The following is a 23927-nucleotide window of genomic DNA, read 5'->3' on the forward strand; positions in this document are numbered from 1 at the left end:
TTACGCGACGTCGCGCACGCCGGTCGTGGCCAGGGTCACGCCGAGCGCGTGGCAGATCTCGCGCGTCATGTCGGGGCGGTTGAGCGTGTAGAAGTGCAAGCTTTCCACGCCCTCATCGACCAGATCGGAGCAAAGCTCTGTACAGACTGCTGTCGCCAAGAGGTCGTGCCGCTCGTCGCGGATCGCCGCATCGAAGGCCTGGTCGAGCCAGGCGGGGACGGTCGCGCCGCAGCGCAGGGCGAATTTCCGGGCGCTCTGCCAGTTGATGATCGGCAGGATGCCCGGGGTGATCGGTGCGGTGATGCCTGCCGCGGCACAGGCATCGCGGAAGCGAAGAAAGCTTTCGGCCTCGAAGAAGAATTGGGTGATCGCTTCGGCTGCACCCGCGTCGATCTTGGCTTTGAGCCAGTCGATGTTGGCCGCTTGCGTGGCGGCCTCAGGATGCTGTTCGGGGTAGGCGCCGACGCGCAGGGTGAACTGGCCCGATTGCGCCAGAGCCTCGATGAGCTCGACTGAATTGGCGAAGCCGTCCGGATGCGGGGTGAAGTGATCCTGTCCCTCGGGCGCATCGCCCCGCAGGGCGACGATATCGGTGATTCCGGCTGTCGCGAAGCGCTGGGCGATGGCAAGGGTTTCGGCCTTGGAGGCGCCCACGCAGGTCAGATGCGCGGCCACCGGCAGGCCGGAGGATTTGTGCAGTGTGTAGGCCGCGTCATGGGTCAGATCGCGCGTGCTCCCGCCCGCGCCGTAGGTGACCGAGAAGAAGCGCGGCTCCAGCGGCGCGAGAGCCTGCGCGGTCTCCCACAGCTTGAAGGAGGCGTCGATGGACCGCGGCGGAAAGACTTCGAAGGAAACGGAAGGGGTGGGCATGGCGATATCCTCTGGGGTTGCGCATCTTGTGCCACAGGCCGCTTCGTGAGACAAACTCATAACTCTCATCTTTAACATGAGCGCGCTATGCATATAGAATTTCGTCATCTGCGCACCATCCAGGCGATCCACGAGGCGGGTGGGCTGTCGCTGGCGGCGGAAAAGCTGCACATCACGCAGTCTGCGCTCAGCCATCAGATCAAGGGTCTCGAGGATCAGGCGGGGGTCGAGCTCTTCGTGCGGCGCTCAAAGCCCTTGAAGCTCTCGCCGGCGGGGCTGCGGCTCCTGAAGCTGGCGCAGCAGGTGCTGCCGCAGGTGCAGGCGCTGCAGGAGGAGTTCACCGGCTTGCGTGAGGGCAGCGCGGGGCGGATGCACATCGCCATCGAATGCCACGCCTGTTTCGAGTGGCTGTTTCCCGTGCTGGAGCGGTTTCGCAAGAACTGGGGCGAGGTGGATGTGGACATCCGGCCCGGGCTTGCCTTTGACGCGATGCCGGCGTTGCTGAAGGAGGAGGTGGACTTGGTGGTTTCCTCCGATCCGGAGGAGCTGCCGGGGGTGGAATTCATCGAACTCTTTGATTACGCGCCGGTTTTTGTGGCGGCGCGCGCGCACCCGTTGGCGCAGAACGCCTATGTCGAAGCGGAGGATTTTCGTGGCGAGACGCTGATCACCTACCCGGTGGAGCGCGCGCGGCTGGATGTCTTCAGCCAGCTTCTGATCCCGGCCAAGGTGGAGCCTGCGTCGATCCGGCAGGTGGAGCTGACGGCGGTGATCCTGCTGCTGGTGGCGTCGAATCGCGGGGTCTCGGTGCTGCCCGATTGGGTCGTGCGCGAGGTGAAATATTCCTCCGATTACATCACGCGGCCTCTGACCAGCGACGGCATCACCCGCAGGCTCTATGCGGCGGTGCGCAGTGACGATCTGAGCAAACCCTTCGTGCAGCAGCTTCTGGAGTTTGCGGGCGAGGAGGCGCGCAAGCTGCAGGCGGTCTGACCCACAGGCGGCCTGTCTCAGTCGAGGCCGAGCACCGACTTCACCGATCCCGCCGGGCTGAAGGACCAGTCGATGGGCGCGTTCTCCAGCAGGAACATGATCGAGTTTTGCGGCGGCAGCCCGATCCGCCCGAGCCGCTGCCGGACGTCGGTGTAGAGGGCCTCTTTCTGCGCCTCCGTCCGGCCGCCGAGCAGAGCGATTTCGATCACGATCGTCGCCCTGGGGTCGCGGTCGCCGAGAAAGCTGGGGTGGAAGATCATGTCCTCCGGCGCATAGCGGCAGATCAGGCAGAAGAAGTCATCCGGGTTGACGCCGCAGGTCTCGACCAGGCTGGCGTGCAGTTCGTCATTGATGGCGTGGCAGAGATCGCTGGGCAGGGTCTGTGGCACGTGGATCTTATTGAAGGGCATTGGGCGCTCCTGTTGCGGGAGGGGTGGGCAGGGGCCGCGCGGCTTGTGGTGCTATTTTGCCAGACGGGCGGCGCGTCCGCCGCGCCGTTTGCTCAGCTGTCCCTGGCGGGCGGGCAGTTCGGCCATCACCGCACGGCGCGCCTCGGGGCTCATCTTCGACCAGGCGGTGATCTCGTCAATCGAGCGCAAACACCCGGTGCAGAGCCGCGCGTCCGGGTGGATCACGCAGATCTTGATGCAGGGGCTTTCGACCTCCTCGCGGCGCCAGATGTCGTCTGTCATGGTCTATCCCTCACTGGCGGTGCGGATCACGCGCAGGCGGTCCAATGCGCCTTGCAAGATATATCCGGCGGCGACGTGATCAATGACCTCGGCGCGACGTTTTCGCGACGTATCCGCCTCCAGCAGTGCGCGTTCAGCGGCGACGGTGGAGAGGCGTTCGTCCCAGAAGGTGATGGGCAGGTCGAACCCCTCGGCGCGGTGGAGGTTGCGGGCAAAGGCGCGCGTGGACTGGCAGCGCGGGCCTTCGGTGCCGTCCATGTTGCGCGGCAGGCCGAGCACGAGGCCGCCGATGCGGCGTTCGGTCAAGATCGCCATGAGGCGGGCCGCATCCCGGGTGAACGTCTTGCGTTTGATCGTTTCCAGCGGCGTGGCGATGGAGAGGAACGTGTCAGAGACCGCGACGCCGATGGTCGCGGTGCCCAGATCGAGCCCGGCGAGGCTCTGCAGGGGGGGCAGGGCGGCGGCGAAACCCTCCAGATCGTCGTGGATCATTCGACGACCTGCGCCCGCTGACCGGCGCGCAGCAGCAGATCGAGCGCGCGGGTGTCATCGGCGAAGACCTCGACCGCATTGTCATAGACCGCGCGGGCCTGGCCCTGCTGGCCGAGAACGCCAAGCGCGGTGATGAGCTGCGCCCAGTCCTGCGCCGGCCCGCCTTCGGTGGCGAGCCGCTCCGAAAGGCCGGTGACCATACCTTCGATCATCTGCATCCGTTCGACGGGCGAGAGGTTTTCCGCGGCCTCGACGTCGGCGGCGGAGGGTCCGCGCCCGCTGCCAATCTCGGGGAGCTGATAGTTTACGCCGGCGCGGACCGCCATGTCTTCGATCTGGGCGAGGATCGGCGGGATCCAGGGCGCATCCTCGGGACCCGCGCGCAATAGCGCGTCCCAGGTGCGAAAGGCGGTGTCGGGGCGGCCCGTCTGTGCCATCATCAGCCCCATGTAGTAGCGCGCCGTTCCGTTTTGGGGCTCAAGCGCCAGGGCGCGTTGCAGCGCGGCCTCCGCTTCGGGCGAGACATAGCCGCCCGCGGCCACCACCAGCATATCGGCGAAGTCCGTGTGATCCGCTGCGGTGACGGCGTCGCCCTTGATGCGGATGACCTCCTGCTGAGCTTCGGCGGCGGCCCGGTAGTTGCCCAAGTTGGCCTCGTTCTGGGCGAGCAGGATATGGCCTTGCAGGTCGTCCGGGCGTTGCGCCACCGTCTCGCGGAGCTGTTTGACGAGGGCCACGTAGTCGGGGCTAGCGTCCTGTGGCAGCTGCGGTGCGGGCAGGCTGGCTTCGGCTTCGGCCTGGCTGGGGCGTTGGGTGCGGGCTTCTTCGGCAAAGGCGATCCGGTCGGCAAGGGACAGATCGCCGTAACCGGGTGCGCCAAGCTGCAGATACATGGCAATGCTGCCCGCCACGAGCACCAGGGCAATGAGGCCTGCGACCACGCCCGGCGCGCCCTTGCTGGCATCGGCGGCCACGGTGTCGGCCTGCAGGGCGGCATCGGCGGCGAGGATCCGGCGGGAGACTTCGGCGCGGACGCGGTCAGCATCCTCGGGGCTGATCACGCCGCGGGCGAGGTCCTTGTCGATCTCCTTCAACTGGTCGCGATAGACGCGCAGATCATAGGCGGCGGGCGGCACAGCCGCACCGCTGCGCGGTGCGCGCAACCCCAGGGCCAGCAGAACCGCGATGACCAGCGCGAGACCGCCCGCGAGGATCCAGAAGACTGTCATATGTGCCTCCTCCTTGGCCTCTTCACTTAGTCAACAATGGGCGCACACAAAAGGGGCAAACGCGCAAGTATGGCGGCCGCTGCCTGCGCGATTGTGCCGCGTGTCGCAAACCTGTTAGAAAGCGGCGCGCGCAGTCTCTCCTTTTTCCGCCAGTTCCGCAGAACAGGAGCCATCCGGCTGCGGGTTCGCAGGGGTGTGTGACAGGGGGTGATCCGGCCATGAAACGTTATTCCGTCTTTGCCGTGGCGCGCGAGGCTGCACGCTATCACACCGGCTGGGAGCGGGCGTGGAAGAAGGCGGAGCCGAAAGCCCGCTATGACGTGATCATCATCGGCGGCGGCGGGCACGGGCTGGCCACGGCCTATCACCTGGGCAAGCGCTTCGGCATCAAGAATGTCGCCATCCTGGAGAAGGGCTGGCTGGGCGGCGGCAACACCGGGCGGAATACGACGATCATCCGCAGCAACTATCTGCAGGATCCGTCGGCGGCGCTCTATGAAAAGTCACGCGCGCTCTACGAAACGATGAGCCAGGATCTGAACTATAACGTGATGTTTTCGCCCCGGGGCGTGATCATGCTGGCGCAGACCCACCACGAGGTGCGCGGCTATCAGCGCACGGCGCATGCGAACGCGCTGCAGGGCGTGAAAACCGAATTCATCGGGCCGCGCCGTGTGAAAGAGCTGGTGCCGATCATCAACATCGACGGTCCACGCTATCCGGTGATGGGCGGTCTGTGGCAGGCGCGGGGTGGCACGGCGCGGCATGATGCGGTGGCCTGGGGCTATGCGCGGGCCTGCTCTGACATGGGCATGGATGTGATCCAGCAGTGCGAGGTGACCGCCATTCGCCGTGAGGGCGGCAAGGTGGTGGGCGTCGACACCACGAAAGGCGCGATTGACTGCGACAAACTCGGCATCGTGGTGGCGGGCAATTCGGGCCATGTGGCGAGGCTGGCGGGGTTCCGGCTGCCGATCGAGAGTGTGGCGTTGCAGGCGCTGGTCAGCGAGCCGATCAAGCCCTGCATGGATGTGGTGGTGATGGCCAACACGGTGCACGGTTACATGAGCCAGTCCGACAAGGGTGAGATGGTGATCGGTGGCGGCACCGATGGCTACAACAACTACACCCAGCGCGGGGCGTTTCACCATATCGAGGAGACCGTGCGCGCGCTAGTCGAGACCTTCCCGATGGTTTCGCGGCTCAAAATGCTGCGCCAATGGGGGGGCATCGTCGATGTCACCGGGGATCGCTCCCCCATTCTGTCGAAAACGCCGTTGGAGAATGTGTTCATCAACTGCGGCTGGGGCACGGGCGGCTTCAAGGCCACGCCTGGCTCAGGCTGGGCGATGGCGGAATTGATGGCCAAGGGCCACGGGCCGCTGACCGATGCCTTCGGGCTGGAGCGCTTCCGCGAGGGGCGTTTCATTGACGAAAGTGTGGCCGCCGGGGTGGCGCATTGATGTCGGTCGCTGCCGCCACGATCTGCGGGTCCGGCCCTGATGCCGGCGCGGTTCGGTCCCCCGTTGGATCCGTGCGTGGTGCTGTGCCCTGCAGTGACCGCTGCGGCGGTGATCAGTCTCGCCGGAGCGGTCAGACCAGGACCGCCCGACAGGTGCCGTCAGTCGTGCGTTTTTTCACCCTGGCCGGCGGCGCTGCCGAAGGCGATCAGGCTGCCCACGTCCACCTCGCGCCCGCCGCGTGCGGCCTTGCGTTCGGCAATGCCCCGGCGCTCCCGCACCAGCATGACGATCGCGACCGCCGCGATCAGCCCAAAGACCAGAACGGCCATCATTTCCTTGCTCATCCGAGCCTCCTCTCATCCCGACTTGAGCCAAGCATACCGCGCTTGGCCGGTTTTGGCGATATGCCCCGCCTCTGGATTTTTTGGAACAAGGGACAGGCCTGCGGTGTTTCTTCTGCAAGCGTAAAGCAAAGAGGAGAAACATCATGTCGGATCAGACACAACAGAACTCGGGTGGTGGCAGCATGGGCCTCGCCTTTGTGGTCGGTATGCTCGTCGTTGTCGTGGGCATTCTGGCCTATTTCATGCTCGCGGGTGACGCAGGGCTGTCTGTCGAAGGGCCCGATACGGCCATCGAAGGGGCTGCGGAAGCCGTCTCTGGCGACTGACACGCGCGTCAAAGCTCAAGACAGCGCCGTGTGGACCATTTTGCGTCCGTGCGGCGTTTCACGTTTTTTGACCGGAATCCGGCCATCGGCACCTTTTGGCCAGCGTTTTTGCGGCGCTCCGGCTTCGCACCGCCCAAATGATCCGGGGATTTCTGCCGATATTGTTCCCGCGGCGCCATTGGCGACACTGGCCTCCCGTAACAAGGAGACTGACCAATGGCTGACTATACGACCCACAACTCTGATGGTGTCAGCGGCAAGGGCATCTTTATCGCGCTCGTGGTTATCGGCGCGTTCGTCTTCCTGCTGGCCGTTCTGGGCACGAGCACCGTTCCGCCAGATGGCGAAGGCGCTGCCGACCCGGCTGCCATCGAAACGGCTCCCGCAGCACCGGCTGATCCAACAGCCCCGGCTGTCGTGGAATAATAAAGACTTTCCTCCCCTGACCGCAGCAGGCGGGCGTCTCTTGGCGCCCGCCTTTTTGCTGCGCGCGCGCATGTCCCCCGGAGCCTGCCCATGCTGATCCTCACCTGTCCTGTCTGCGGTGTGACCGCCGAGGAAACCGAATTCCACGGCGGCGGCGAGGCGCATCTCACCCGGCATGGCCCCGGCAGTTCCGACGATGACTTCGAGGATTACCTCTTCATGCGGGAAAACCCGCGCGGGGTGCATTTCGAGCGCTGGCGTCATGTCTATGGCTGCGGCAAGTGGTTCCACGCCGCGCGCTGTACAACCACGCTCGAGGTCTTCGGCACCTACCCGGCTCAGACCACCGAGCCGCCCAAGGATCTGCAAAAAACGATCTCGAAGAAACGCCCCGGCTGGACGTGGAGAGATCTCGCATGATCCTTCATTCTTCTAAAAATACTCAAATCCCGACACCGACCAACCTGCGGACCTCTCGACCATGAGCACACGTCTGGCCACCGGCGGCCGCCTTCTGAACAAGGGCAAGCCGCTGCAATTCACCTTCAACGGCAAGCGTCTGCGCGGCTTTGAGGGCGATACGCTCGCCTCGGCTTTGCTGGCCAATGACCAGGTGCTGGTGGGGCGCTCGTTCAAGTACCACCGCCCGCGCGGGATCGTCGCTTCGGGCGCCGAAGAGCCGAACGGGCTGGTGAACCTCGGCGAAGACGGCACCTTCGAGCCCAACCAGCGCGTCACCACAACCGAGCTCTTCGAGGGCCTTTCGGCGGAGAGCCAGAACCACTGGCCGAGCCTCGAGTTCGACGTGGGCGCGATCAACACCAAGCTCAGCCGGTTCCTGCCCGCGGGGTTCTACTACAAGATGTTCATCCATCCGCGGCCGCTGTGGAAACATGTTTACGAGCCCTTTATCCGGCAATCCGCAGGCCTTGGGCGCGCGCCGAAAGTACCGGACGCGGACACCTACGAACACTTCCATTTCTTCTGCGATGTCATGGTGATCGGCGGTGGCGTGGCGGGGCTGCAGGCGGCGAAGGCCGCCGCTGTGACAGGCGCGAAGGTCCTGCTCGTCGAACAGACCGCCCAATGGGGCGGGCGCGCGCCGGTCGATGGTGGCACCGTCGACGGCAAGCCTGTGGACAACTTCGTGGACGAAATGATCGCTGACCTCGAAGCCATGCCCAATGTCACCCTGCGCAAGCGGCTGATGGGAGCAGGCGTCTATGACCACGGCTATGTGCTGGGCTATGAGCAACTGCGCGATCACGCGCCGGAGTCGTCCGGCCCGCGCCACCGCCTCTGGCGCGTTCGGGCGGGTCATGTCGTGACCGCCGCAGGGGCCATTGAGCGGCCTTTGTCCTTTGCGGGCAATGACATCCCCGGGGTGATGCTGGCCTCGGCGATGCGCGACTATGTGGTCAATTACGGCGTCTCTGCGGGCGACCGTACCGTGGTGGTGACCAACAACGATGACGCGTACCTGACCGCCTTTGCGCTCGAAAATGCAGGGCTGCGCGTGCCGGTGATCCTCGATGCGCGGGTTCTTGCGACGGACAGCCCGGCGATGGCCGAGGCCAAGGCGCTGGGCATCCGGGTGATGATGGGGCATGGCATCGCCAAGGTGCAGGGCGGCAAGCGTGTGACCGGTGTGGGCATCTGTTCCCAGGCGGGCGAGGGCGCGGTGTTGGAAGAGGTGGCCTGCGACGCGGTGGCGATGTCGGGCGGTTGGTCCCCGGTGGTGCACCTGTGGTCGCATTGCGGTGGCAAGCTTGTTTGGGACGAGGCGCAGGCCCACTTCCGTCCGGATGTGGACAAAGCGCCCACCGGAGCCGCGGGCGAGGCCTTTGTGAGCCCTGCGGGGGCGGCGGCGGGCGACTTGCGGCTGGCCGCTGTGCTGGGGAGTGCGGATCAGGCGGGCAAGGCGGCGGCCGAAGCCGTCGGCTTCAAGCACACGCGCGCCAAAGCGCCCGTCGGCGAGACGCCGGAGGAGGCGCCGATGATGCCCGTCTGGCTGATGCCGCAGGGCGCGGGCGCGGCGCTGCGCAGCAAGGCCTGGCTCGACTATCAGAACGACGTGAAGGTTTCGGACGTGCAACTGGCCGCGCAAGAAGGGTTCGAGAGCGTCGAGCACGCCAAACGCTATACGACCCTCGGGATGGCGACGGATCAGGGCAAGCTGAGCAACATCAACGGGCTGGCGACCCTCGCGGGCGCGCTGGGGAGCAACATCCCGGACGTGGGGACAACCACCTTCCGCCCGCCTTATACGCCGATCTCCATGGGCGCGATTGCCGGCGAGGCGCGGGGCGCGGTGTTTCAGCCCATCCGCCGCACGCCGATGCACGACTGGCATGACGCCAACGGGGCGGAGTGGGAGCCAGTGGGCCAGTGGCGGCGGCCCTATGCTTATGTGCGTGAGGGCGAAAGCACCCATGACGCGGTGATGCGCGAGACGAAGAATGCGCGCGAGAACCTCGGGCTGCTCGATGCCTCGACGCTGGGCAAGCTGATCGTGAAGGGGCCGGATGCGGGGCGCTTCCTCGACATGCTCTACACCAACATGATGAGCACGCTGAAACCGGGCAAATGCCGCTATGGGCTGATGTGTTCGGAAAACGGCTTCCTGATCGACGACGGTGTGGTGGCGCGCATCGACGCGGACACCTTCCTTTGCCACACCACCACCGGCGGCGCCGAGCGTATTCACCAGCATATGGAGGAATGGCTGCAGACCGAGTGGTGGGACTGGAAGGTCTGGGTTGCCAATGTGACCGAGCAATATGCGCAGGTGGCCGTGGTGGGCCCGAACGCGCGGAAAGCCTTGGAAAAACTTGGCGGTATGGATGTCTCGAAAGAGGCGCTTGGTTTCATGGAGTGGGCTGACGGCGAGTTGGCGGGCTTCAAGGTCCGGGTCTATCGCATCTCCTTCTCGGGTGAGCTGAGCTATGAGATCGCCGTCGACGCCGGGCAGGGACAGGCCTTCTGGGATGCGCTCATGGTCGTGGGCCACGATCTGGGCGTGATGCCCTACGGCACCGAAGCGCTGCACATCCTGCGCGCCGAGAAGGGCTTCATCATGATCGGGGATGAGACCGATGGCACGGTGATCCCGCAGGATCTGGGCCTCGACTGGGCGATCTCGAAGAAGAAGGACGATTATCTGGGCAAGCGCGCGCAGGCGCGGACCCATATGACCGACCCGGAGCGCTGGAAGCTGGTGGGCCTTGAGACGCTCTCGGGGGCGGTGCTGCCCGATGGGGCCTATGCGGTGGGTGAGGGTGTGAACGCCAACGGTCAGCGCACTGTCATCGGGCGTGTGACGTCGAGCTATCATTCGCCGAACCTCGGAAAGGGGATCGCCATGGGGCTGGTGCTGCACGGGCCGGACCGGATGGGCGAGGTGCTTGAGTTTCCGGGGACGGAAGGCGCGACCTTCAAGGCGCGGATCGTCGATCCGGTGTTCTATGACAAGCATGGGGAGAAGGCGAATGTCTGAGCCAGTGACGGCGCTCGGGGGTGTTGCTTCCGATGCAGGGATCGCGGCGATTGCTGAAGCGCCCTTGCAGGGCATGATCACCCTGCGTGGAGACCTCTCCGCCAGTGCGGTGAAGAAAGCGGCCAAGGCCGCATCGGGCGTCGATCTTCCGGGCGCGGGGATGGCGCATATGGACGGCGAGAGCGGTCTCTGCTGGATGAGCCCGGACGAGCTCCTGGTTCTGTGCCCCTATGCGGAAGCTGCGGAGAGGCTGGAGCGCTTGCAAACGGCGCTGGCCAAGACCCATGCGCTGGCGGTCAATGTGTCGGACGCGCGGGCGTCTTTCACGGTGAGCGGACCGCGTGCGCGTGAGGTGATGGGCAAGCTCTGCCCGGTCGATCTAGCGCCAGATCGGTTCACGCCGGGCATATTTCGACGCACCCGGATGGCGCAGGTGCCGGCGGCCTTCTGGATGGACGATACTGAGCGCTTTCGGATCGTTTGTTTCCGATCCCAGGCCCAATACGTCTTTGATCTGCTGACTGTCGCGGCGCAGCCCGGATCTGAAGTATTTTGTTATTGAAATACAGCGCCGTCGGGTTGACCTCCCCCGCCGTTCCCGAGACCTTAACCCCGGCGCGCATCAGGCCCGAGAGCCTGTGATCACGCGGCGCGTGGGTTTTGTTGGGGGCATTCAGATCATGAAACATATTGCAGGCGCAGCCTGTCTTCTTGCGATATCCGCGATGGCGGCACCGCTGGCGGCGGCGGAGAGGGTCTATGACTGCACCGCCTCTTTCAACACCACACGGGGGTTCATCGCCCCGCGGGTCATCTTCTTTGTGGATGCGCAAAAGGGCACGGTACGGGTGCTGGACGGCATCATCCAATCGGCCGCGGGTGAGCCGCTGGCGGCGAAGCTGGCCAAGCGGTCGGACAAGGTGCATCGCATCGACTGGGAGGTCAGAAACCTGCCCACGCAGGCCGGGGCGATCAATGTGAAATACCGGGCCAATCTGAACCATGCGGCGCAGACCTAAACCATGGAGGCAGGGGTCGCCGGCTATGACAACGATGCCCGGGGCCAGGGCAGCTGCAAACTCGCGAACTAGGCCAATGCGGAGGTTTCGTCTGCCCGTGGGGCGTTTTGTGAGGGCGGTCCTGATGGTGGCTGGTCTTGTCGGGGCAGAGGGGTCCGACGCTGCCGCGCGGGGGGTGCTCTATGACTGCGATATGAACCCGAACCAGCGCAATGACTTCTGGATCTCCACCAAGATCGGGATTGTTCTGCTCGACAGCGGGGGTGTGGTGGTGTCGGACGGGGTGACGCTGGCCTATGGGGTCGGCACCGTTCCCGGCACGCTGGTGCGCCAGTCCGAGCGTGAACTCCGCGTGTCCTGGCGGTTGGAGGGTGGGTTGCGGCAGCGTGACGACCGGGAGGTCATCCTGCCCACGGCGGAATATGCCGCGACAATCTCGAAACCGTCGCACCGGATTACGGTGCGGGGCAAGCTGCCCGGTCATCGCGGCAGCTTTCACGGGCGTGGGCAGTGCAAGCCGCGGGCGGAGTGAGCGCCTTGCCATGAGGTTCGGGGCCCGGCAGCGGTGAAAACCGCTCCTGCGGAACTTTTTGAGCCCGTTAACACTTGATCTCCGGAGCGGCTGCGCTTCATGTGCAGTACACCCAACTGAAATGACCAAAGGGGGCCCGACATGGCTTTTTCACTTCCTGATCTTCCTTATGCGCATGATGCCCTGGCATCCAAGGGCATGTCCAAGGAGACGCTGGAGTATCACCACGATCTGCACCACAACGCCTATGTCACCAACGGCAACAAGGCCATCGAGGGCACCGAGTGGGAGGGCAAATCGCTCGAAGAGATCATTACCGGGACCTATGACGCGGGCGCTGTCGCGCAGAACGGAATTTTCAACAACATCAGCCAGTTGTGGAACCACAACCAGTTCTGGGAGATGATGGGCCCCGGCGACAGCGCGATGCCGGGCGAGCTGGAGAAGGCGATCACCGAGAGCTTCGGCTCCGTCGACGCCTTCAAGGATGAGTTCAAAGCGGCAGGTGCCGGCCAGTTCGGGTCGGGCTGGGCATGGCTTGTGAAAGACAGCGACGGCAGCCTGAAGGTCACCAAGACGGAGAACGGGGTGAACCCCGTGTGCTTTGGCCAGACCGCCCTGCTGGGCTGTGATGTGTGGGAGCATTCCTATTACATCGATTTCCGCAACAAGCGGCCCGACTATCTGACCAACTTCCTCGACAATCTGGTGAACTGGGAGAATGTCGCCTCCCGCATGTGAGCGACGTCGCAACCTGGTCCAAGGCCTCGCCCTTTTGGCGGGGCCTTTTTGCTTGTGATGGTCCGCGTTTGAGATCACACCTGTGCCGGAAGGAGGGTCGTGATGCTCAGTGAGCCAGCCAAGGGCGTTGCGGCGATGGTCGGAACCTGCACGATCTGGGGGCTCTCCTCGCTCTACTACAAGCTGCTTGCGGATCTGCCATCGGCGGAGGTTCTGTCGCACCGGATGATCTGGTCGCTGGTCTTCTTCGGCATCGTTCTCGCCGTTCAGCGGCGGTTGGGCGCCGTGATCCGGGCGATCAATAGCTGGCAGGCCTTTTGGCGGGTGGCGCTGGCCGCGCTGATGATCGGCATCAACTGGTGGCTCTTCATCTGGTCGGTGCAAGTCGGGCAGATCACGCAGAGCTCGCTGGGGTACTATATCTTTCCGCTGGTGGCCGTGGTGATCGGGCGCGTGGTCTTTGGCGAACGACTGTCGCGCCTGCAATGGCTGGCCGTCGGGCTGGCGACGGCGGCGGTCGCGATCCTGACCTTCGGCCTGGGAGTGTTTCCGTGGATTGCGCTGACGCTGGCGGTGACGTTCGGGATCTATGGGCTTCTCAAAAAGCAGCTGGCGGTGGGGCCGGTGGTGTCGGTCACGGCGGAAGCGCTGCTTCTGGCGCCCCTCGCCGTGGTGGTTTTGTTGCAAACCCATCACAATGGCGGCACCTTCTGGGGCGGCGATGTACAGCGGTTTCTGCTGCTGACGCTCTCCGGGCCGCTGACCGCCGTGCCGCTCATCCTCTTCTCTTACGCCGCGCGACGGCTGACCATGACGAGCATCGGGTTGTTGCAATATCTCAACCCGACGCTGCAGTTTGCCTGCGCGGTTTTTGTCTTCGCCGAGCTGTTCGGAGCGTGGCATGTGGCTGCCTTTGCGCTGATCTGGACGGCGCTCGCGCTCTACTCCGGGGTAGCCTGGCGTCAGGACAGGGCGCGGCGCAGCGCGGCGCGTGCAGCCGCCGTGTCCGGCACGGCGGTGTAGAAGTCATGCAGGCTTGCATCGGCAAAGCCCTGATCGGTCACATGCTGCATCAGCGACATTAAGAGATCCCAATAGCCGTTTGTATTCACGAGAAAAATCGGCTTCTTATGTAGTCCGAGTTGACGCCATGTGAGCACCTCGAAAAGCTCGTCGAGCGAGCCTGCACCGCCCGGCAGGACCACCACCGCATCGCAGTTCATGAACATCACTTTCTTGCGCTCGTGCATGGTTTCGGTGACGACATAGGAGGTCAGATCGGTCTTGCCGACCTCCCAGGCCACAAGGTGTTCAGGGATGACGCCGAAGGTCACGCCTCCCGCTGTCTGGGCCGAGCGGGCGACTGCTCCCATCAGCCCCACATCACCGGCGCCGTAGACAAGCCGCCAGCCTTCCTCGGCCAGCGCCGCGCCTAGATTTTCGGCCTCTGCAAGGTAGGCGGCGTCGTTGCCGGGGCGGGAGCCGCAGTAGACGCAAATGGATTTTGGCTGCATTGATAGGGTCCTTGCCTTTGAAATGAATAGCAAAACGGCGAGCGGGGTTTTGACCGGTGATAGAGCAGTTGATATGTAGGCTCAACGCCCACGCCGGGCCCCGGGCGGGCAACATCTGTGAAAGAAGAGAACGGTATGCAGGACGAGGGCACTGAGGTCGGATCAGGTGGGCCACGACGGTGGCTCGCCGGTGTCGTCGTGATCGGCGCGCTTGCCGCCGGGCTCTTTCTGACAACCAGCCGCGAGACCGGACCCTCGGGCGAAGAGCCTGTGGCAACGGTTGTGCCGGAGGCCTCGGCGCCGGGGGAGGCGGCGGTTCCTGCACCAGTGGCGGAGGCCCCCGTGACAGAGGAGCCGGCGCCTGCCGAGGTGGCGCAAGCGCCCGAGACCGTGGCACCGACAGTCGACGAGGTGCGGTTGGAAAGTGACGGGATCGCGGTCATTGCCGGGCGCGCAGAGCCGGGCGCAGAGGTTTCGGTGCGTGTGGATGGCGAGGAAGTGGCCACGGCGGTGGCGGATTCGGGCGGGGCCTTTGCCGCTGTCGGCGTGGTTGCGCCCAGCGACGCGGCCCGGGTTCTGACGCTGGAGGCGCAGGGCAGCGGCGAGGCGGTGATCTCGGAGGAGGACGTGATCCTCGCGCCGATGGCGCCGCAGGTGGCTGAAGTCGAGCCTGCGCCCCAGGAGAGCCCGGCCGAGACAGTGCGCCAGGACGGCGAGGCGGTCGCGGCCGCTGAGCCCGCCGCCGAGGATGCGCCGGATCAGGTGGCGCGGGCCGCGGATGCGCCTGCTGATGCGGGCGATCAGATCGCCACGGCGCCCACGGATGCCCCCGGTGCGGCGGAGCCTGCAGGTGAGGTGGACCAGAGTGCCGCCGGGACCGCACCTGAGCCGGTGGACGAGGCCCCGCAGAGCGCCGCGACTGCCGAGACCGAGCCGGCCTCCGCCACGCCGGAGGTTGCCGGTGTGGCGGAGGCCGATCCTGCAGAGGCCGCGCCGGAGGTTGCCGGTGTGGCGGAGGCCGATCCTGCAGAGGCCGCGCCGGAACCCGGCGCATCGCAGTCCGTGGCGGTGTTGAAGTCCACCGCCGAGGGTGTGGAACTGTTGCAGGCGGCGCCGGAGGTGATGACCTCGGTGGCGATTGACACTATCGGGTATTCCGATGCGGGAGATGTCCAGTTGTCAGGGCGCGCCGTGGCGGGGACCTCCGAGGTGCGGGTCTATCTCAACAACCGCTTCGTCGCGGCGCTGCCGGTCGATCCCGAGGGGGCGTGGCGCGGCAGCATTCCGGAGATCGACGCGGGCCTCTATCAACTGCGCGTGGATGAGGTGAACGTGATCGGCAATGTGACAAGCCGTATCGAGACGCCGTTCAAGCGCGAGGCGCCCGCGGTGCTGTCGGAAGCGGATGCGGCGGGGGCGGGCCCTGTGCGGGCGGTCACGGTGCAAACGGGCGATACGCTCTGGGCCATTGCGCGCGACCGCTATGGCGAGGGGGTGCTCTATGTGAAGGTCTTTGAGGCCAATCGCCGGGATATTCGCGACCCGGATCTCATCTACCCCGGTCAGGTGTTCGATCTGCCCGTGGAATAGTCGCGGGTGCGACTGGCCAAAGCGGGTTTGGTGACTTAGGTAACCCGGTGAACGCACACGGGATACTTGATGCCAGCGGATACGACGACCACCCCAGAGGCAGATGCCGCGGGGGCCACGCCCAAAACCGACGCCGAAGAACGCCAGTCCGGTCTGCGCACCATCCGGAAGGTCGCCCCTTACCTGTGGCCCGAGGACCCTGACTGGGTGCGGCGCCGCGTGGTGGGGGCGATGGCGTTCCTGCTGCTGTCCAAGCTGATCTCGGTCGCGACGCCGTTCTTCTATAAGGGCGCGGTGGATGCGCTGGCCGAGGAGGGCGTGCCGATGCTGGCCTTGGGGGCGGTGGGCCTGACGGTGGCCTATGGGATGGCGCGGCTGATGACCGTTGGGTTCCAGCAGCTGCGCGATGCGGTTTTTGCGCGCGTGGGGCAGCGGGCGCTGCGGATGCTGGCCTTGGAGACGTTCCAGCACATTCACCGATTGTCGATGCGCTATCATATCACCCGTAAAACCGGGGGCCTGAGCCGGATCATCGAACGGGGCGTCAAGGGTGTCGATTTCCTTCTGCGCTTCCTGCTGTTCTCCATTGGGCCGCTGATGCTGGAGCTTCTGTTGGTCGGCATCATTCTCGCGGTGGTGTTCGACATCTGGTATCTGGTCGTCGTGGCGGGAACCATCGCGCTCTACGTCTGGTTTACCTTTGCGGTAACCGAGTGGCGCGTGAAGCTGCGGCGCGAGATGAACGATCAGGACACCGACGCCAACCAGAAGGCCATCGACAGCCTGCTGAACTTCGAGACGGTCAAGTATTTTGGCGCCGAGGCACGCGAGGCGCGGCGCTACGACGCCGCCATGGCCAAATACGAGGTGGCGGCGATCAAGACGAACTATAGCCTCGCCTTTCTCAATTTCGGTCAGTCGCTGCTGATCACCGGCGGGCTCGTGGGCGTGATGGTGATGGCGGCGATGGGCGTGCAGAATGGCGATCTGACCGTGGGCGATTTCGTGATGGTCAACGCCTACATGATCCAGATCACCATCCCGCTGAACTTTCTCGGCACCGTCTATCGAGAGATTCGGCAGGCGTTGGTGGATATGGGCGAGATGTTCGATCTGCTGGAACAGCCCGCAGAGGTCACCGATGCGCCGGGTGCGCGCGATCTGGTGGTCGATGGCGGGCGGATCGAGCTCGATGACGTGCGGTTCGGCTATGACAGCGACAGGATGATCCTGAAGGGGGTGAGCGTGACAGCGGAGCCCGGCGAGATGGTGGCAATTGTGGGGTCGACCGGGTCGGGCAAATCCACCATCGGGCGGCTGCTCTTCCGGTTCTATGATGTGAACGCCGGCGCGCTGCGCATCGACGGGCAGGATGTGCGCGAGGTCACGCAAGACAGTTTGCACGCGTCCATCGGCGTCGTGCCGCAGGACACGGTGCTCTTTAACGACACGATCCGGTACAACATCGGCTATGGCCGCGACGGGGCCACACAGGACGAGATCGAGGCCGCGGCGAAGGCGGCGCAGATCCACGAGTTCATCGAGCAATTGCCTGACGGCTATGACACGACCGTTGGCGAGCGGGGCTTGAAGCTCTCAGGGGGCGAGAAGCAGCGCGTGGGCATCGCGCGCACGCTGCTGAAGGACCCACCGATCCTGTTGCTGGACGAGGCGACCTCGGCGCTTGATTCCGAGACCGAGCAGGAGATCAAGGAGGCGCTGATGCAGGCAGGCCGCGGGCGCACGGTGCTGACCATCGCGCACCGGCTCTCCACCATTGCCGAGGCGGACCGGATCATCGTGTTGGAGCAGGGTGAGATCATCGAGCAGGGCCGTCATGAGGACCTGCTCGAGAAGGGCGGGCGCTATGCGCAGCTCTGGACGCGACAACAGTCGGACGAGGCCGCCTGACGGTTGTCCGGTCCGACGCGGTGGCCTGGAAGCCCACCCCACCTGCCTGTCCCGACGTCTGTGCTGGCAGGTGGGGTGGGCTTCCAGGCCACCCCTTGTTGCCATTGAGACAGGACCTGCCGAGTTTTTAGAACACGAATTCGTCGTAGTCTTCGATCAGCCCGCGTGCGATGCGCTCGCAGTCGTTCGGGCTGTCGCGGATACAGGTGCGGGCCAGCCCCTTGTAAACGACGCTGGTCTGCTCGAAGCTGCCGTCCGGTCCTTCAAGCAGGCGCGTCCGGATTTCGTATCGCTCACCGTCCAGAAATCCGCCTTCAAGGGTCGCCGGGGTTCGGGTTTCGGTGCTGACACTGGCACAGGCGCTGAGAACAACAGCCACTGCGGGGAAGAGACGTGCAAAAATCATAAACTATACTCCTTGTGATATGTCTTCAATATAGGTCGACTTTGCTGTGGCGCAGCCCCGGAAATTGCGAGGCCACGACAAGTTGATCACACGCGGGCAAACCCGCGGAGCCAGGGCGAGCTGGCGCTACTCCGCCGCTGTTGCGGCTGTCGTGAGCTTGTCCAGCGCGCCGGTCATCATCTGGATGTATTTCGCATCCCCCGGAAGCCCATGGGCTGCGGCGAAGCTGGCGGGATCATGGTAGGTGACATGCACGGTCCCCTCGCCATTCTCATAGGCCAGCACGCGCAGCGGCAGGTCGAGCCCGGCGGTCTGCCCGTCCAGCATCGCAGGTGTGCCGAGCTTTGGATTGCCGAACATCAGCATCTGCGTGGGCCGCAGCTCCATATCCACATTGGCCGCCCCTGCGGCATGGTCCACACGGGCAAAGACCGTGGCGCCCGCAGCTTCCACGGCGGCCTCCAGGCGGTCGATCGTTTCGGCGACGGAATGGGGGCTGGTCTTTTCGATCATATCGGCGGCCCATGCGGAGGATGCTGTGGCGAGGCCCAGAAGGCCCGCAAAAAATGCGTGACGGATCATTGGTTTCCCTTGTGAAAATGTTGCCCTGCAGTTTCTAGCATGAATCGCCGGGATGTCCTGTCACGCCCGCGTGAGAGCCGCTATTCAGCGGCTTTCAGCGTAGCGGTCCGCTCCGGGCTCGTGGAGGCGAGCGCCTCCTCCTCCCAAAGGATTTCACCGGAGACCACGCGATGGGCATCTTTCTGCAGCGCCCAGTCGCGGGCGGCGCGGCTGGCCCGACCCATGGACATCTTGGCCAGCAGCGTGGCGATCCACTGGACATAGGTGGTGGCCCAGACCCGGATGGCGAGCATCGAGGGTGTGATCACCAGCGTCAGAACCGTGGCGATCCCCAGCCCGAACACGACCGCGGTGGCCAGCTGTTTCCACCACAGCGCGGTGGGGCTGTTGAACGTATAGCCCCCCTCAGCGAAGTTGAGGCTGAGGCCGATCATCATCGGCGCGAGGCCCGCCATGGTGGTGATGGTGGTCAGCAGCACGGGCCGGATGCGGGCCTGCGCGGTGCGGATGATCGCCTCGATCCGCGGCATGTACTGGCTGTATTCCTGATAGGTGTCGATCAGGATGATGTTGTTGTTCACCACGATCCCCGCCAACGCCACGATCCCGGTGCCTGTCATGATGATCGAGAAGGTCTGGTCCATCACCAGCATCCCGATCAGCACCCCGGTGGTGGAGAGCACCACGGCGAGCAGCACCAGGATCGCGTTGTAGAAACTGTTGAACTGCGCCAGCAGGATGATGAACATCAGCCCCAGCGCGGCGGCGAAGGCCGAGGAGAGGAAGGCCTGGCTTTCGGCCTGCTCTTCCTGATCGCCGGTCCATTCGAAACTGATGCCCGCGGGGAGCGGGTTGGTCTCCAACCAGGTGCTGAGCACACCGATGCGCTCATTGGCGTTGATCGGCACGAGGCGCAGGGTGCCTGCGTCGATCCCGGCTTGCAGGTCGCGGTCGGCCTCGGCCATGCGGTTGGTGATCTTGTAGGCGGTCTGATCGGGCGCGCTGAGATCGGCGTCAACGCCGGCGGGGCGCAGCACGGCGAGGGTTTCATCCACGTCGACGCCGTCCACACGGCGGGTCTCGACCAGCTTCATCAGACCCGCGCCCACATCGGCCTTCACGTCGAAGTAGCGTTTCTGCTCGATCCGGTTGATCTCGTCGAGTTTCGGCACGGGCGTGCGAGTGATGAAGTTCGACAGCGGCACGAGCCCGTCCTCGGTGCGCACCTTCAGCGTGTCGAGTGTGGAGAGCACGCGGTTCTCTTCGGGCAGGCGCACGCGGATGTCGATCTCCTCGTCCGAGCTGTCCACGCGCATGGTGTCGAGCATCAGGCCGCGGGTGACCAACTGCACCATGGCGCCCACGGTGGCCACATCGGCGCCGTAGCGACCGGCTTTCTCCACATCCACGTCAATCTGCCAGTCGATGCCGGGCAGGGGGCGGCTGTCCTCGATCAGAGTCAGGCCGGGCGTGCGTTCGAATTCCTTTCGGGCAATGGCGGCCGCTTCGGCCAGCACCTCGAAGTCGTCGCCCTTGAGCCGCAGATGCACGGGTTTGCCCGAGGCCGGGCCATCCGCCACTTCAAGCACTTCGGTCTTGATGCCGGGGAGCGTGGAGAGCTGCTCGGTCAGCTCGGCGATCACGATGTTGCCATCGAGATCGAGACGGCCCGCGCGATCTTCCCAGGGGATGGTTTCGAACTGCACCTGACCGATCAGGTCCTTGGGTGTGGACCCGCCAGAGGTGTCGGTGTTGAGCCCGCCTGCGCCCGCGAAGGAGAAGGCGTTGCTGATGCCGGGGTGGGCCAGCACGATCTCTTCGGCCTGGCGCACCAGGTCATCCTTCTCTTCCAAAGAGAGGTTGCCGCGGGCAAGCACATAGACGACGCCCTGTTCGGGCTCGGACTCGACGAAGAACTCCACACCGCGGCTGTTGTTGGTGAAGTACATCAGAACGCTGCCGACGAAGATGAAGACCGCGCCCGCCATCACCAGCGGCATCACCGGGTTGCCGGCGATCCCTGCGATCACGCGGCCGAAGGGGGAGCGGCGGTAGCCTGCGTTGATCCTGTCGGGCTCCGGGCGGAAGACCCGGCCCGCCAGCCAGCGCCCGAACCGGCCAAGACGCGTGAGCAGGGCAAAGGTCGACACCAGCAGCAGCAGGAAGCCGCCGAGCGCCACGAAGAGGCAGGCCGTGGCGGCGAGCAGCAGCAGGAACACGAAGAAGAGCGTGGGGATGACAGAGGACAGGATTTGCAGGCTGTCCATGGCGGCGAATTGTGCGCCCACGACCCCGAAGATGGGGTTCATGAGGCCTGCCACGCTGATCATCAGACCGCCCACGGGAAAGAGGGCCAGATGCAAATACCACCGCAGCCCGGCAATCGCGGTCATGTAGTCGGCCATCCAGCGCTCCAGCCGCCCGGTCACGCCGCCCATCACAGGCAGGTAGATCAGGGCGACCACCAGCGAGGCGGAGAGCACGAAGATCAGCGTCACGGGCAGCATGCCCATGAACTCGCCGGGCACACCCGGCCAGAAGAGCATCGGCAGGAAGGCGCAGAGGGTTGTGGCGGTCGAGGAGATGATCGGCCAGAACATGCGCTTGGCGGCCTCCACATAGGCGCGCATGGGGCCTTCGCCCTCCTGCTGGCGCTTGTCAGCGTATTCCACCACCACGATGGCGCCGTCGACGAGCATCCCCACGGCCAGGATCAGCCCGAACATCACGATGTTCGAGATTGAGATGCCCATCAGTGCCAGAAAGGCAAAACAGAGCAGGAAGGAGGTCGGGATCGCAAAGCCCACCAGCAGGGCCGCGCGAATGCCCAAGGCGGCGAGCACGACGATCATCACCAGTGCAATCGCGGTAAAGACCGAGCCCTGCAGCTGCTGGACCATGCCGTTCACGATGCGGGACTGGTCGTTCGATGTGCCGACCTGGACAGCGGCCTGCAGACCCTCGGGCCACTCCGCTTTCTTCTCGTTCACGATCTGCTTCACGATGTCGGCGGTGTCGATCAGGTTGAAGCCCTTGCGCTTGACCACCTGCAGCGCCACGGTGTTCTCGCCATTGAAGCGGGCGGTGCCTTCGCGGTCCTCGAAAGTGGGGTTGATGTCGGCCAGATCGCCCAGCGTGACGACGCGGTCTCCGTTGATCTTGACCGGCAGGTCGTAGATGTCGCGCGGTTCGTCGAAGGAGGAGGGGATCTTGACGGCAAAGGTCCCCTGCGCGCTGTCCACCTCGCCGGCGGCGATGAGCTGGTTGTTGTTGCGGACGGTGTTGATCAGCTCGCTTGCCGTGACGTTGTAGGCCTCCAGCCGGAGCGGATCGATCAGCACCTCGATCATCTCGTCGCGGCTGCCGGCGATCCCGGCTTCGAGAATCGCGTCGACGGCTTCGAGATCGTCCTGCAAGTCTTTGGCAATGCGGACCATCGTGCGTTCCGGCACCGGCCCGGTCAGGTTCACGATCACGATTGGGAATTCGGAGAAGTTGATCTCGTTGATGGTGTATTGGTCGGCGCCTTCGGGGAAATCGGCTTCGGCCTTGCCCATGGCGTCGCGCACATCCGCGAGCACCTTGGTCTTGTCCCAGCCGAACTCGAACTCCAGCGCCACCCCGGCATAGCCTTCCGCGGCGGTGGCGGACATCTTGTCGAGCCCGTCGAGGTCCGCAAGCTCGGTCTCCATCGGTTTGACCAGCAGTGTCTCGCTGTCTGCAGCCGAGATGCCGGGGAAGGGCACGGAGACGAAGAGCGCAGGGATTTCAATGTCCGGCTCGCCCTCTTTCGGCAGGACGGAATAGGCGTAGCCGCCCACCACGATGCTGAGCAGGATGAAGGCGATCACCATCCGCGCGCGGCTGGCCGCCCAATCGACGATACCGGTCATTGGCTGAGCTCCCGGAAGGTTGGCGCCACCCGGACGCCTGCGATCACGAATTCCTGGCCGAGCACGATCACGTTCGCGGTGTCGTCGAGGCCGGTGACCCAGACGCCTTCGGGCGTGTCGCGCATGAGCGAGATCGGGTGGAACGCCACAATTGCCTCATCGTCTATGGTGCGCACGCCGAGAGTGCCCTCGTCATTCAATGTCAGGGCCGATTGCGGCAGCAGATGCGCCGTTGCGCCTTCCGCCGCGATTTCGATTTCGGCGGTCTGGCCATCGCGGATGCGGTTGTCGGGGTTGGGCACTTCGATCTCCACGCGGAAGGTGCGGGTGGTCTCGTCGGCCGAGTTGGACAGGAAGGTGACCTTGCCCTGCAAGTCGCCGGCGCGATCGTCCGAGCCGCCGGCAAGCACGCCGCTGCCGCGCACAAGGCGGGCTGAGGCCATAGCACCAAGTGACACGCGGCCGACTTCGGTTTCCGGCACGAAGGCCACCAGCTTGATCGGGTCGAGCTGGATGATGGTTGCGCAGAGCGATCCGGGTTGCAGCAGGGAGCCGAGTTCGGCGGTGTCGCTTTCCAGAACGCCGCCGAAAGGGGCCCGGATGGTCAGGCGCTCGATTTCCTTTTCTGCCGTGGCGACTGCGGCCTGTGCGCTCTGAATACCCGATTGCGCGCCTTGCAGACCGGCACGCGCGCTTTCGACCCCGGCTTCGGCGGTGGCCAGCGCCGCTTCGGTATTGGCAACCCGGGTCGTGGAGGCAAAGCCGCCTTCGCTGAGCTTGGAGGAGGCGTTGAGGTTGATCCGGGCCTCTTCCAGCTGGGCCAGCGACTGGGTCAGCCGGGCCTCGGCCTCGGGCACCCGGGCGCGGGCCTCGTTCAGCTGTGCCCGGGCCTGGGACAGAGCCGTGCCGCGGGTGCCTTCATCGAGGCGGCACATTTCCTGACCGGCTTCCACGCGGGCTCCTTTGCGCAATGGCTCGGAGACCACGATGGCCGAGGTTTCCGCACGCACGTCGACGGTGCGGGCCGCCTCGGTCTGCCCGCGCAGCATCACCGCCGTGTCCACCTGGCGGGCCAGCGAGCGTTGCACCACGACTTTGACGAGGCCGGCCGCGTCGTCTTCGGCTGCGGGATCGGCGGGTGTGGTGTCGGCGGGTTCCTCTGTTGCGTCACCGCCGCCAAACAGCGCCATCAGGCGGGGTCGATCCAGGATGAACAGAGCCAGCAAACCCGCGACGGCGAGGGCCGCCAGAACAGAAAAGATACGCATGTCGGTCGCCTTGCAATGAACCCCTGAAGCACACGCTGGCTTTGACGTGCCGTCACGTGGCGCGCGCTCCATACGACAGTTACGCTAAACTGACCAGTTCAGATTAGTAATTTCTTCCCGCGATGGCAATGGTTGCCTCA

Annotated in this window: 24 protein-coding genes; 13 read left to right on the forward strand and 11 right to left on the reverse strand. The window is 64.9% G+C overall.

Annotated elements, in window-relative coordinates; translation table 11 throughout:
- Complete coding sequence (gene metF, locus Q1A71_RS00430; RefSeq protein ID WP_299670579.1) at window positions 1–870, reverse strand: methylenetetrahydrofolate reductase [NAD(P)H]; 870 nt, start codon at window positions 868–870, stop codon at window positions 1–3.
- 87 nt (window positions 871–957) lie between these two features.
- On the opposite strand from metF, the gene Q1A71_RS00435 reads away from it, so the two are divergent.
- The gene (locus tag Q1A71_RS00435) at window positions 958–1863 is read left to right on the forward strand and encodes a LysR family transcriptional regulator (protein WP_299670581.1); all 906 of its coding nucleotides are present in this window, start codon (window positions 958–960) and stop codon (window positions 1861–1863) included.
- A gap of 17 nt (window positions 1864–1880) precedes the next feature.
- On the opposite strand, the gene Q1A71_RS00440 is transcribed toward Q1A71_RS00435, so the two are convergent.
- The 4 genes from Q1A71_RS00440 to ccmI are packed head-to-tail and all read right to left on the reverse strand — an operon-like array spanning window position 1881 to window position 4276.
- Window positions 1881–2273 (reverse strand): tautomerase family protein, encoded by a 393-nt coding sequence (locus tag Q1A71_RS00440; RefSeq protein ID WP_299670584.1) that lies wholly within the window; start codon window positions 2271–2273, stop codon window positions 1881–1883.
- 51 nt (window positions 2274–2324) lie between these two features.
- Window positions 2325–2555 carry a DUF1289 domain-containing protein gene (locus Q1A71_RS00445; protein ID WP_299670586.1) on the reverse strand — a complete coding sequence of 77 codons (231 nt, stop codon included), beginning with the start codon at window positions 2553–2555 and terminating at the stop codon, window positions 2325–2327.
- A 3-nt stretch (window positions 2556–2558) separates the two neighbouring features.
- Window positions 2559–3047 (reverse strand): Holliday junction resolvase RuvX, encoded by a 489-nt coding sequence (ruvX, locus tag Q1A71_RS00450; protein ID WP_299670588.1) that lies wholly within the window; start codon window positions 3045–3047, stop codon window positions 2559–2561.
- Entirely contained in the window at window positions 3044–4276 is a 1233-nt protein-coding gene (gene ccmI / locus Q1A71_RS00455) for a c-type cytochrome biogenesis protein CcmI (protein ID WP_299670590.1), read from the reverse strand. The genes ruvX and ccmI overlap by 4 nt, the downstream gene beginning before the upstream one ends.
- 218 nt (window positions 4277–4494) lie before the next feature.
- On the opposite strand from ccmI, the gene Q1A71_RS00460 reads away from it, so the two are divergent.
- The gene (locus Q1A71_RS00460) at window positions 4495–5739 is read left to right on the forward strand and encodes a sarcosine oxidase subunit beta family protein (protein WP_299670592.1); all 1245 of its coding nucleotides are present in this window, start codon (window positions 4495–4497) and stop codon (window positions 5737–5739) included.
- Between the two features lie 158 nt (window positions 5740–5897).
- Here Q1A71_RS00460 and Q1A71_RS00465 read toward each other — a convergent pair whose 3' ends face one another.
- Window positions 5898–6083 carry a hypothetical protein gene (locus Q1A71_RS00465; protein ID WP_299670594.1) on the reverse strand — a complete coding sequence of 62 codons (186 nt, stop codon included), beginning with the start codon at window positions 6081–6083 and terminating at the stop codon, window positions 5898–5900.
- A 143-nt stretch (window positions 6084–6226) separates the two neighbouring features.
- Between Q1A71_RS00465 and Q1A71_RS00470 the strand changes: the two genes are divergently transcribed.
- From Q1A71_RS00470 to rarD, 9 genes are all read left to right on the forward strand, one after another.
- Window positions 6227–6409 (forward strand): hypothetical protein, encoded by a 183-nt coding sequence (locus tag Q1A71_RS00470; RefSeq protein WP_299670596.1) that lies wholly within the window; start codon window positions 6227–6229, stop codon window positions 6407–6409.
- 216 nt (window positions 6410–6625) lie between these two features.
- On the forward strand, window positions 6626–6835 hold the full coding sequence (locus Q1A71_RS00475) for a hypothetical protein (RefSeq protein ID WP_299670598.1): 210 nt from the start codon (window positions 6626–6628) through the stop codon (window positions 6833–6835).
- A gap of 90 nt (window positions 6836–6925) precedes the next feature.
- Window positions 6926–7255 (forward strand): sarcosine oxidase subunit delta, encoded by a 330-nt coding sequence (locus tag Q1A71_RS00480; RefSeq protein WP_299670600.1) that lies wholly within the window; start codon window positions 6926–6928, stop codon window positions 7253–7255.
- Window positions 7256–7316: 61 nt separating this feature from the next.
- Window positions 7317–10331: a sarcosine oxidase subunit alpha family protein gene (locus Q1A71_RS00485; protein ID WP_299670602.1), complete on the forward strand. Its 3015-nt coding sequence runs from the start codon at window positions 7317–7319 to the stop codon at window positions 10329–10331.
- Window positions 10324–10893: a sarcosine oxidase subunit gamma family protein gene (locus Q1A71_RS00490; RefSeq protein WP_299670604.1), complete on the forward strand. Its 570-nt coding sequence runs from the start codon at window positions 10324–10326 to the stop codon at window positions 10891–10893. The genes Q1A71_RS00485 and Q1A71_RS00490 overlap by 8 nt, the downstream gene beginning before the upstream one ends.
- Before the next feature lie 118 nt (window positions 10894–11011).
- The gene (locus tag Q1A71_RS00495; protein ID WP_299670606.1) at window positions 11012–11350 is read left to right on the forward strand and encodes a hypothetical protein; all 339 of its coding nucleotides are present in this window, start codon (window positions 11012–11014) and stop codon (window positions 11348–11350) included.
- Window positions 11351–11474: 124 nt separating this feature from the next.
- Window positions 11475–11882 carry a hypothetical protein gene (locus Q1A71_RS00500; protein ID WP_299670608.1) on the forward strand — a complete coding sequence of 136 codons (408 nt, stop codon included), beginning with the start codon at window positions 11475–11477 and terminating at the stop codon, window positions 11880–11882.
- A 141-nt stretch (window positions 11883–12023) separates the two neighbouring features.
- The gene (locus Q1A71_RS00505; RefSeq protein ID WP_299670610.1) at window positions 12024–12623 is read left to right on the forward strand and encodes a superoxide dismutase; all 600 of its coding nucleotides are present in this window, start codon (window positions 12024–12026) and stop codon (window positions 12621–12623) included.
- Window positions 12624–12725: 102 nt separating this feature from the next.
- Window positions 12726–13646, forward strand: coding sequence for an EamA family transporter RarD (gene rarD / locus Q1A71_RS00510; RefSeq protein WP_299670612.1), 921 nt, complete (start codon window positions 12726–12728; stop codon window positions 13644–13646).
- On the opposite strand, the gene Q1A71_RS00515 is transcribed toward rarD, so the two are convergent.
- Complete coding sequence (locus Q1A71_RS00515; RefSeq protein ID WP_299670614.1) at window positions 13586–14137, reverse strand: TIGR00730 family Rossman fold protein; 552 nt, start codon at window positions 14135–14137, stop codon at window positions 13586–13588. The genes rarD and Q1A71_RS00515 overlap by 61 nt on opposite strands.
- A gap of 135 nt (window positions 14138–14272) precedes the next feature.
- Here Q1A71_RS00515 and Q1A71_RS00520 point away from each other — a divergent pair, with 135 nt between their 5' ends.
- Both Q1A71_RS00520 and Q1A71_RS00525 read left to right on the forward strand, forming a co-directional pair.
- The gene (locus tag Q1A71_RS00520; RefSeq protein WP_299670616.1) at window positions 14273–15727 is read left to right on the forward strand and encodes a LysM peptidoglycan-binding domain-containing protein; all 1455 of its coding nucleotides are present in this window, start codon (window positions 14273–14275) and stop codon (window positions 15725–15727) included.
- 69 nt (window positions 15728–15796) lie between these two features.
- Window positions 15797–17638, forward strand: coding sequence for an ABC transporter ATP-binding protein/permease (locus Q1A71_RS00525; protein WP_299670618.1), 1842 nt, complete (start codon window positions 15797–15799; stop codon window positions 17636–17638).
- A 127-nt stretch (window positions 17639–17765) separates the two neighbouring features.
- On the opposite strand, the gene Q1A71_RS00530 is transcribed toward Q1A71_RS00525, so the two are convergent.
- From Q1A71_RS00530 to Q1A71_RS00545, 4 genes are all read right to left on the reverse strand, one after another.
- Window positions 17766–18044: a hypothetical protein gene (locus tag Q1A71_RS00530; RefSeq protein ID WP_299670620.1), complete on the reverse strand. Its 279-nt coding sequence runs from the start codon at window positions 18042–18044 to the stop codon at window positions 17766–17768.
- A gap of 126 nt (window positions 18045–18170) precedes the next feature.
- Window positions 18171–18626, reverse strand: a complete 456-nt coding sequence (locus Q1A71_RS00535) for a DUF302 domain-containing protein (protein WP_299670622.1) — start codon at window positions 18624–18626, stop codon at window positions 18171–18173.
- An 80-nt stretch (window positions 18627–18706) separates the two neighbouring features.
- The gene (locus Q1A71_RS00540) at window positions 18707–22519 is read right to left on the reverse strand and encodes an efflux RND transporter permease subunit (RefSeq protein ID WP_299670624.1); all 3813 of its coding nucleotides are present in this window, start codon (window positions 22517–22519) and stop codon (window positions 18707–18709) included.
- A complete protein-coding gene (locus Q1A71_RS00545) occupies window positions 22516–23787 on the reverse strand; it encodes an efflux RND transporter periplasmic adaptor subunit (RefSeq protein ID WP_299670626.1) in 1272 nt (423 codons plus the stop codon). The genes Q1A71_RS00540 and Q1A71_RS00545 overlap by 4 nt, the downstream gene beginning before the upstream one ends.
- Between the last annotated feature and the right edge of the window lie 140 nt (window positions 23788–23927).

This window comes from uncultured Roseobacter sp., assembly GCF_947493125.1.
Lineage (GTDB): Bacteria > Pseudomonadota > Alphaproteobacteria > Rhodobacterales > Rhodobacteraceae > Roseobacter.

Excerpts from the sequence above, each read along its gene's own strand:
- metF (WP_299670579.1), bottom strand. The coding sequence starts at position 870 with ATGCCCACCCCTTCCGTTTCCTTCGAAGTCTTTCCGCCGCGGTCCATC.
- Q1A71_RS00435 (WP_299670581.1), top strand. The coding sequence starts at position 958 with ATGCATATAGAATTTCGTCATCTGCGCACCATCCAGGCGATCCACGAG.
- Q1A71_RS00440 (WP_299670584.1), bottom strand. The coding sequence starts at position 2,273 with ATGCCCTTCAATAAGATCCACGTGCCACAGACCCTGCCCAGCGATCTC.
- Q1A71_RS00445 (WP_299670586.1), bottom strand. The coding sequence starts at position 2,555 with ATGACAGACGACATCTGGCGCCGCGAGGAGGTCGAAAGCCCCTGCATC.
- ruvX (WP_299670588.1), bottom strand. The coding sequence starts at position 3,047 with ATGATCCACGACGATCTGGAGGGTTTCGCCGCCGCCCTGCCCCCCCTG.
- ccmI (WP_299670590.1), bottom strand. The coding sequence starts at position 4,276 with ATGACAGTCTTCTGGATCCTCGCGGGCGGTCTCGCGCTGGTCATCGCG.
- Q1A71_RS00460 (WP_299670592.1), top strand. The coding sequence starts at position 4,495 with ATGAAACGTTATTCCGTCTTTGCCGTGGCGCGCGAGGCTGCACGCTAT.
- Q1A71_RS00465 (WP_299670594.1), bottom strand. The coding sequence starts at position 6,083 with ATGAGCAAGGAAATGATGGCCGTTCTGGTCTTTGGGCTGATCGCGGCG.
- Q1A71_RS00470 (WP_299670596.1), top strand. The coding sequence starts at position 6,227 with ATGTCGGATCAGACACAACAGAACTCGGGTGGTGGCAGCATGGGCCTC.
- Q1A71_RS00475 (WP_299670598.1), top strand. The coding sequence starts at position 6,626 with ATGGCTGACTATACGACCCACAACTCTGATGGTGTCAGCGGCAAGGGC.
- Q1A71_RS00480 (WP_299670600.1), top strand. The coding sequence starts at position 6,926 with ATGCTGATCCTCACCTGTCCTGTCTGCGGTGTGACCGCCGAGGAAACC.
- Q1A71_RS00485 (WP_299670602.1), top strand. The coding sequence starts at position 7,317 with ATGAGCACACGTCTGGCCACCGGCGGCCGCCTTCTGAACAAGGGCAAG.
- Q1A71_RS00490 (WP_299670604.1), top strand. The coding sequence starts at position 10,324 with ATGTCTGAGCCAGTGACGGCGCTCGGGGGTGTTGCTTCCGATGCAGGG.
- Q1A71_RS00495 (WP_299670606.1), top strand. The coding sequence starts at position 11,012 with ATGAAACATATTGCAGGCGCAGCCTGTCTTCTTGCGATATCCGCGATG.
- Q1A71_RS00500 (WP_299670608.1), top strand. The coding sequence starts at position 11,475 with ATGGTGGCTGGTCTTGTCGGGGCAGAGGGGTCCGACGCTGCCGCGCGG.
- Q1A71_RS00505 (WP_299670610.1), top strand. The coding sequence starts at position 12,024 with ATGGCTTTTTCACTTCCTGATCTTCCTTATGCGCATGATGCCCTGGCA.
- rarD (WP_299670612.1), top strand. The coding sequence starts at position 12,726 with ATGCTCAGTGAGCCAGCCAAGGGCGTTGCGGCGATGGTCGGAACCTGC.
- Q1A71_RS00515 (WP_299670614.1), bottom strand. The coding sequence starts at position 14,137 with ATGCAGCCAAAATCCATTTGCGTCTACTGCGGCTCCCGCCCCGGCAAC.
- Q1A71_RS00520 (WP_299670616.1), top strand. The coding sequence starts at position 14,273 with ATGCAGGACGAGGGCACTGAGGTCGGATCAGGTGGGCCACGACGGTGG.
- Q1A71_RS00525 (WP_299670618.1), top strand. The coding sequence starts at position 15,797 with ATGCCAGCGGATACGACGACCACCCCAGAGGCAGATGCCGCGGGGGCC.
- Q1A71_RS00530 (WP_299670620.1), bottom strand. The coding sequence starts at position 18,044 with ATGATTTTTGCACGTCTCTTCCCCGCAGTGGCTGTTGTTCTCAGCGCC.
- Q1A71_RS00535 (WP_299670622.1), bottom strand. The coding sequence starts at position 18,626 with ATGATCCGTCACGCATTTTTTGCGGGCCTTCTGGGCCTCGCCACAGCA.
- Q1A71_RS00540 (WP_299670624.1), bottom strand. The coding sequence starts at position 22,519 with ATGACCGGTATCGTCGATTGGGCGGCCAGCCGCGCGCGGATGGTGATC.
- Q1A71_RS00545 (WP_299670626.1), bottom strand. The coding sequence starts at position 23,787 with ATGCGTATCTTTTCTGTTCTGGCGGCCCTCGCCGTCGCGGGTTTGCTG.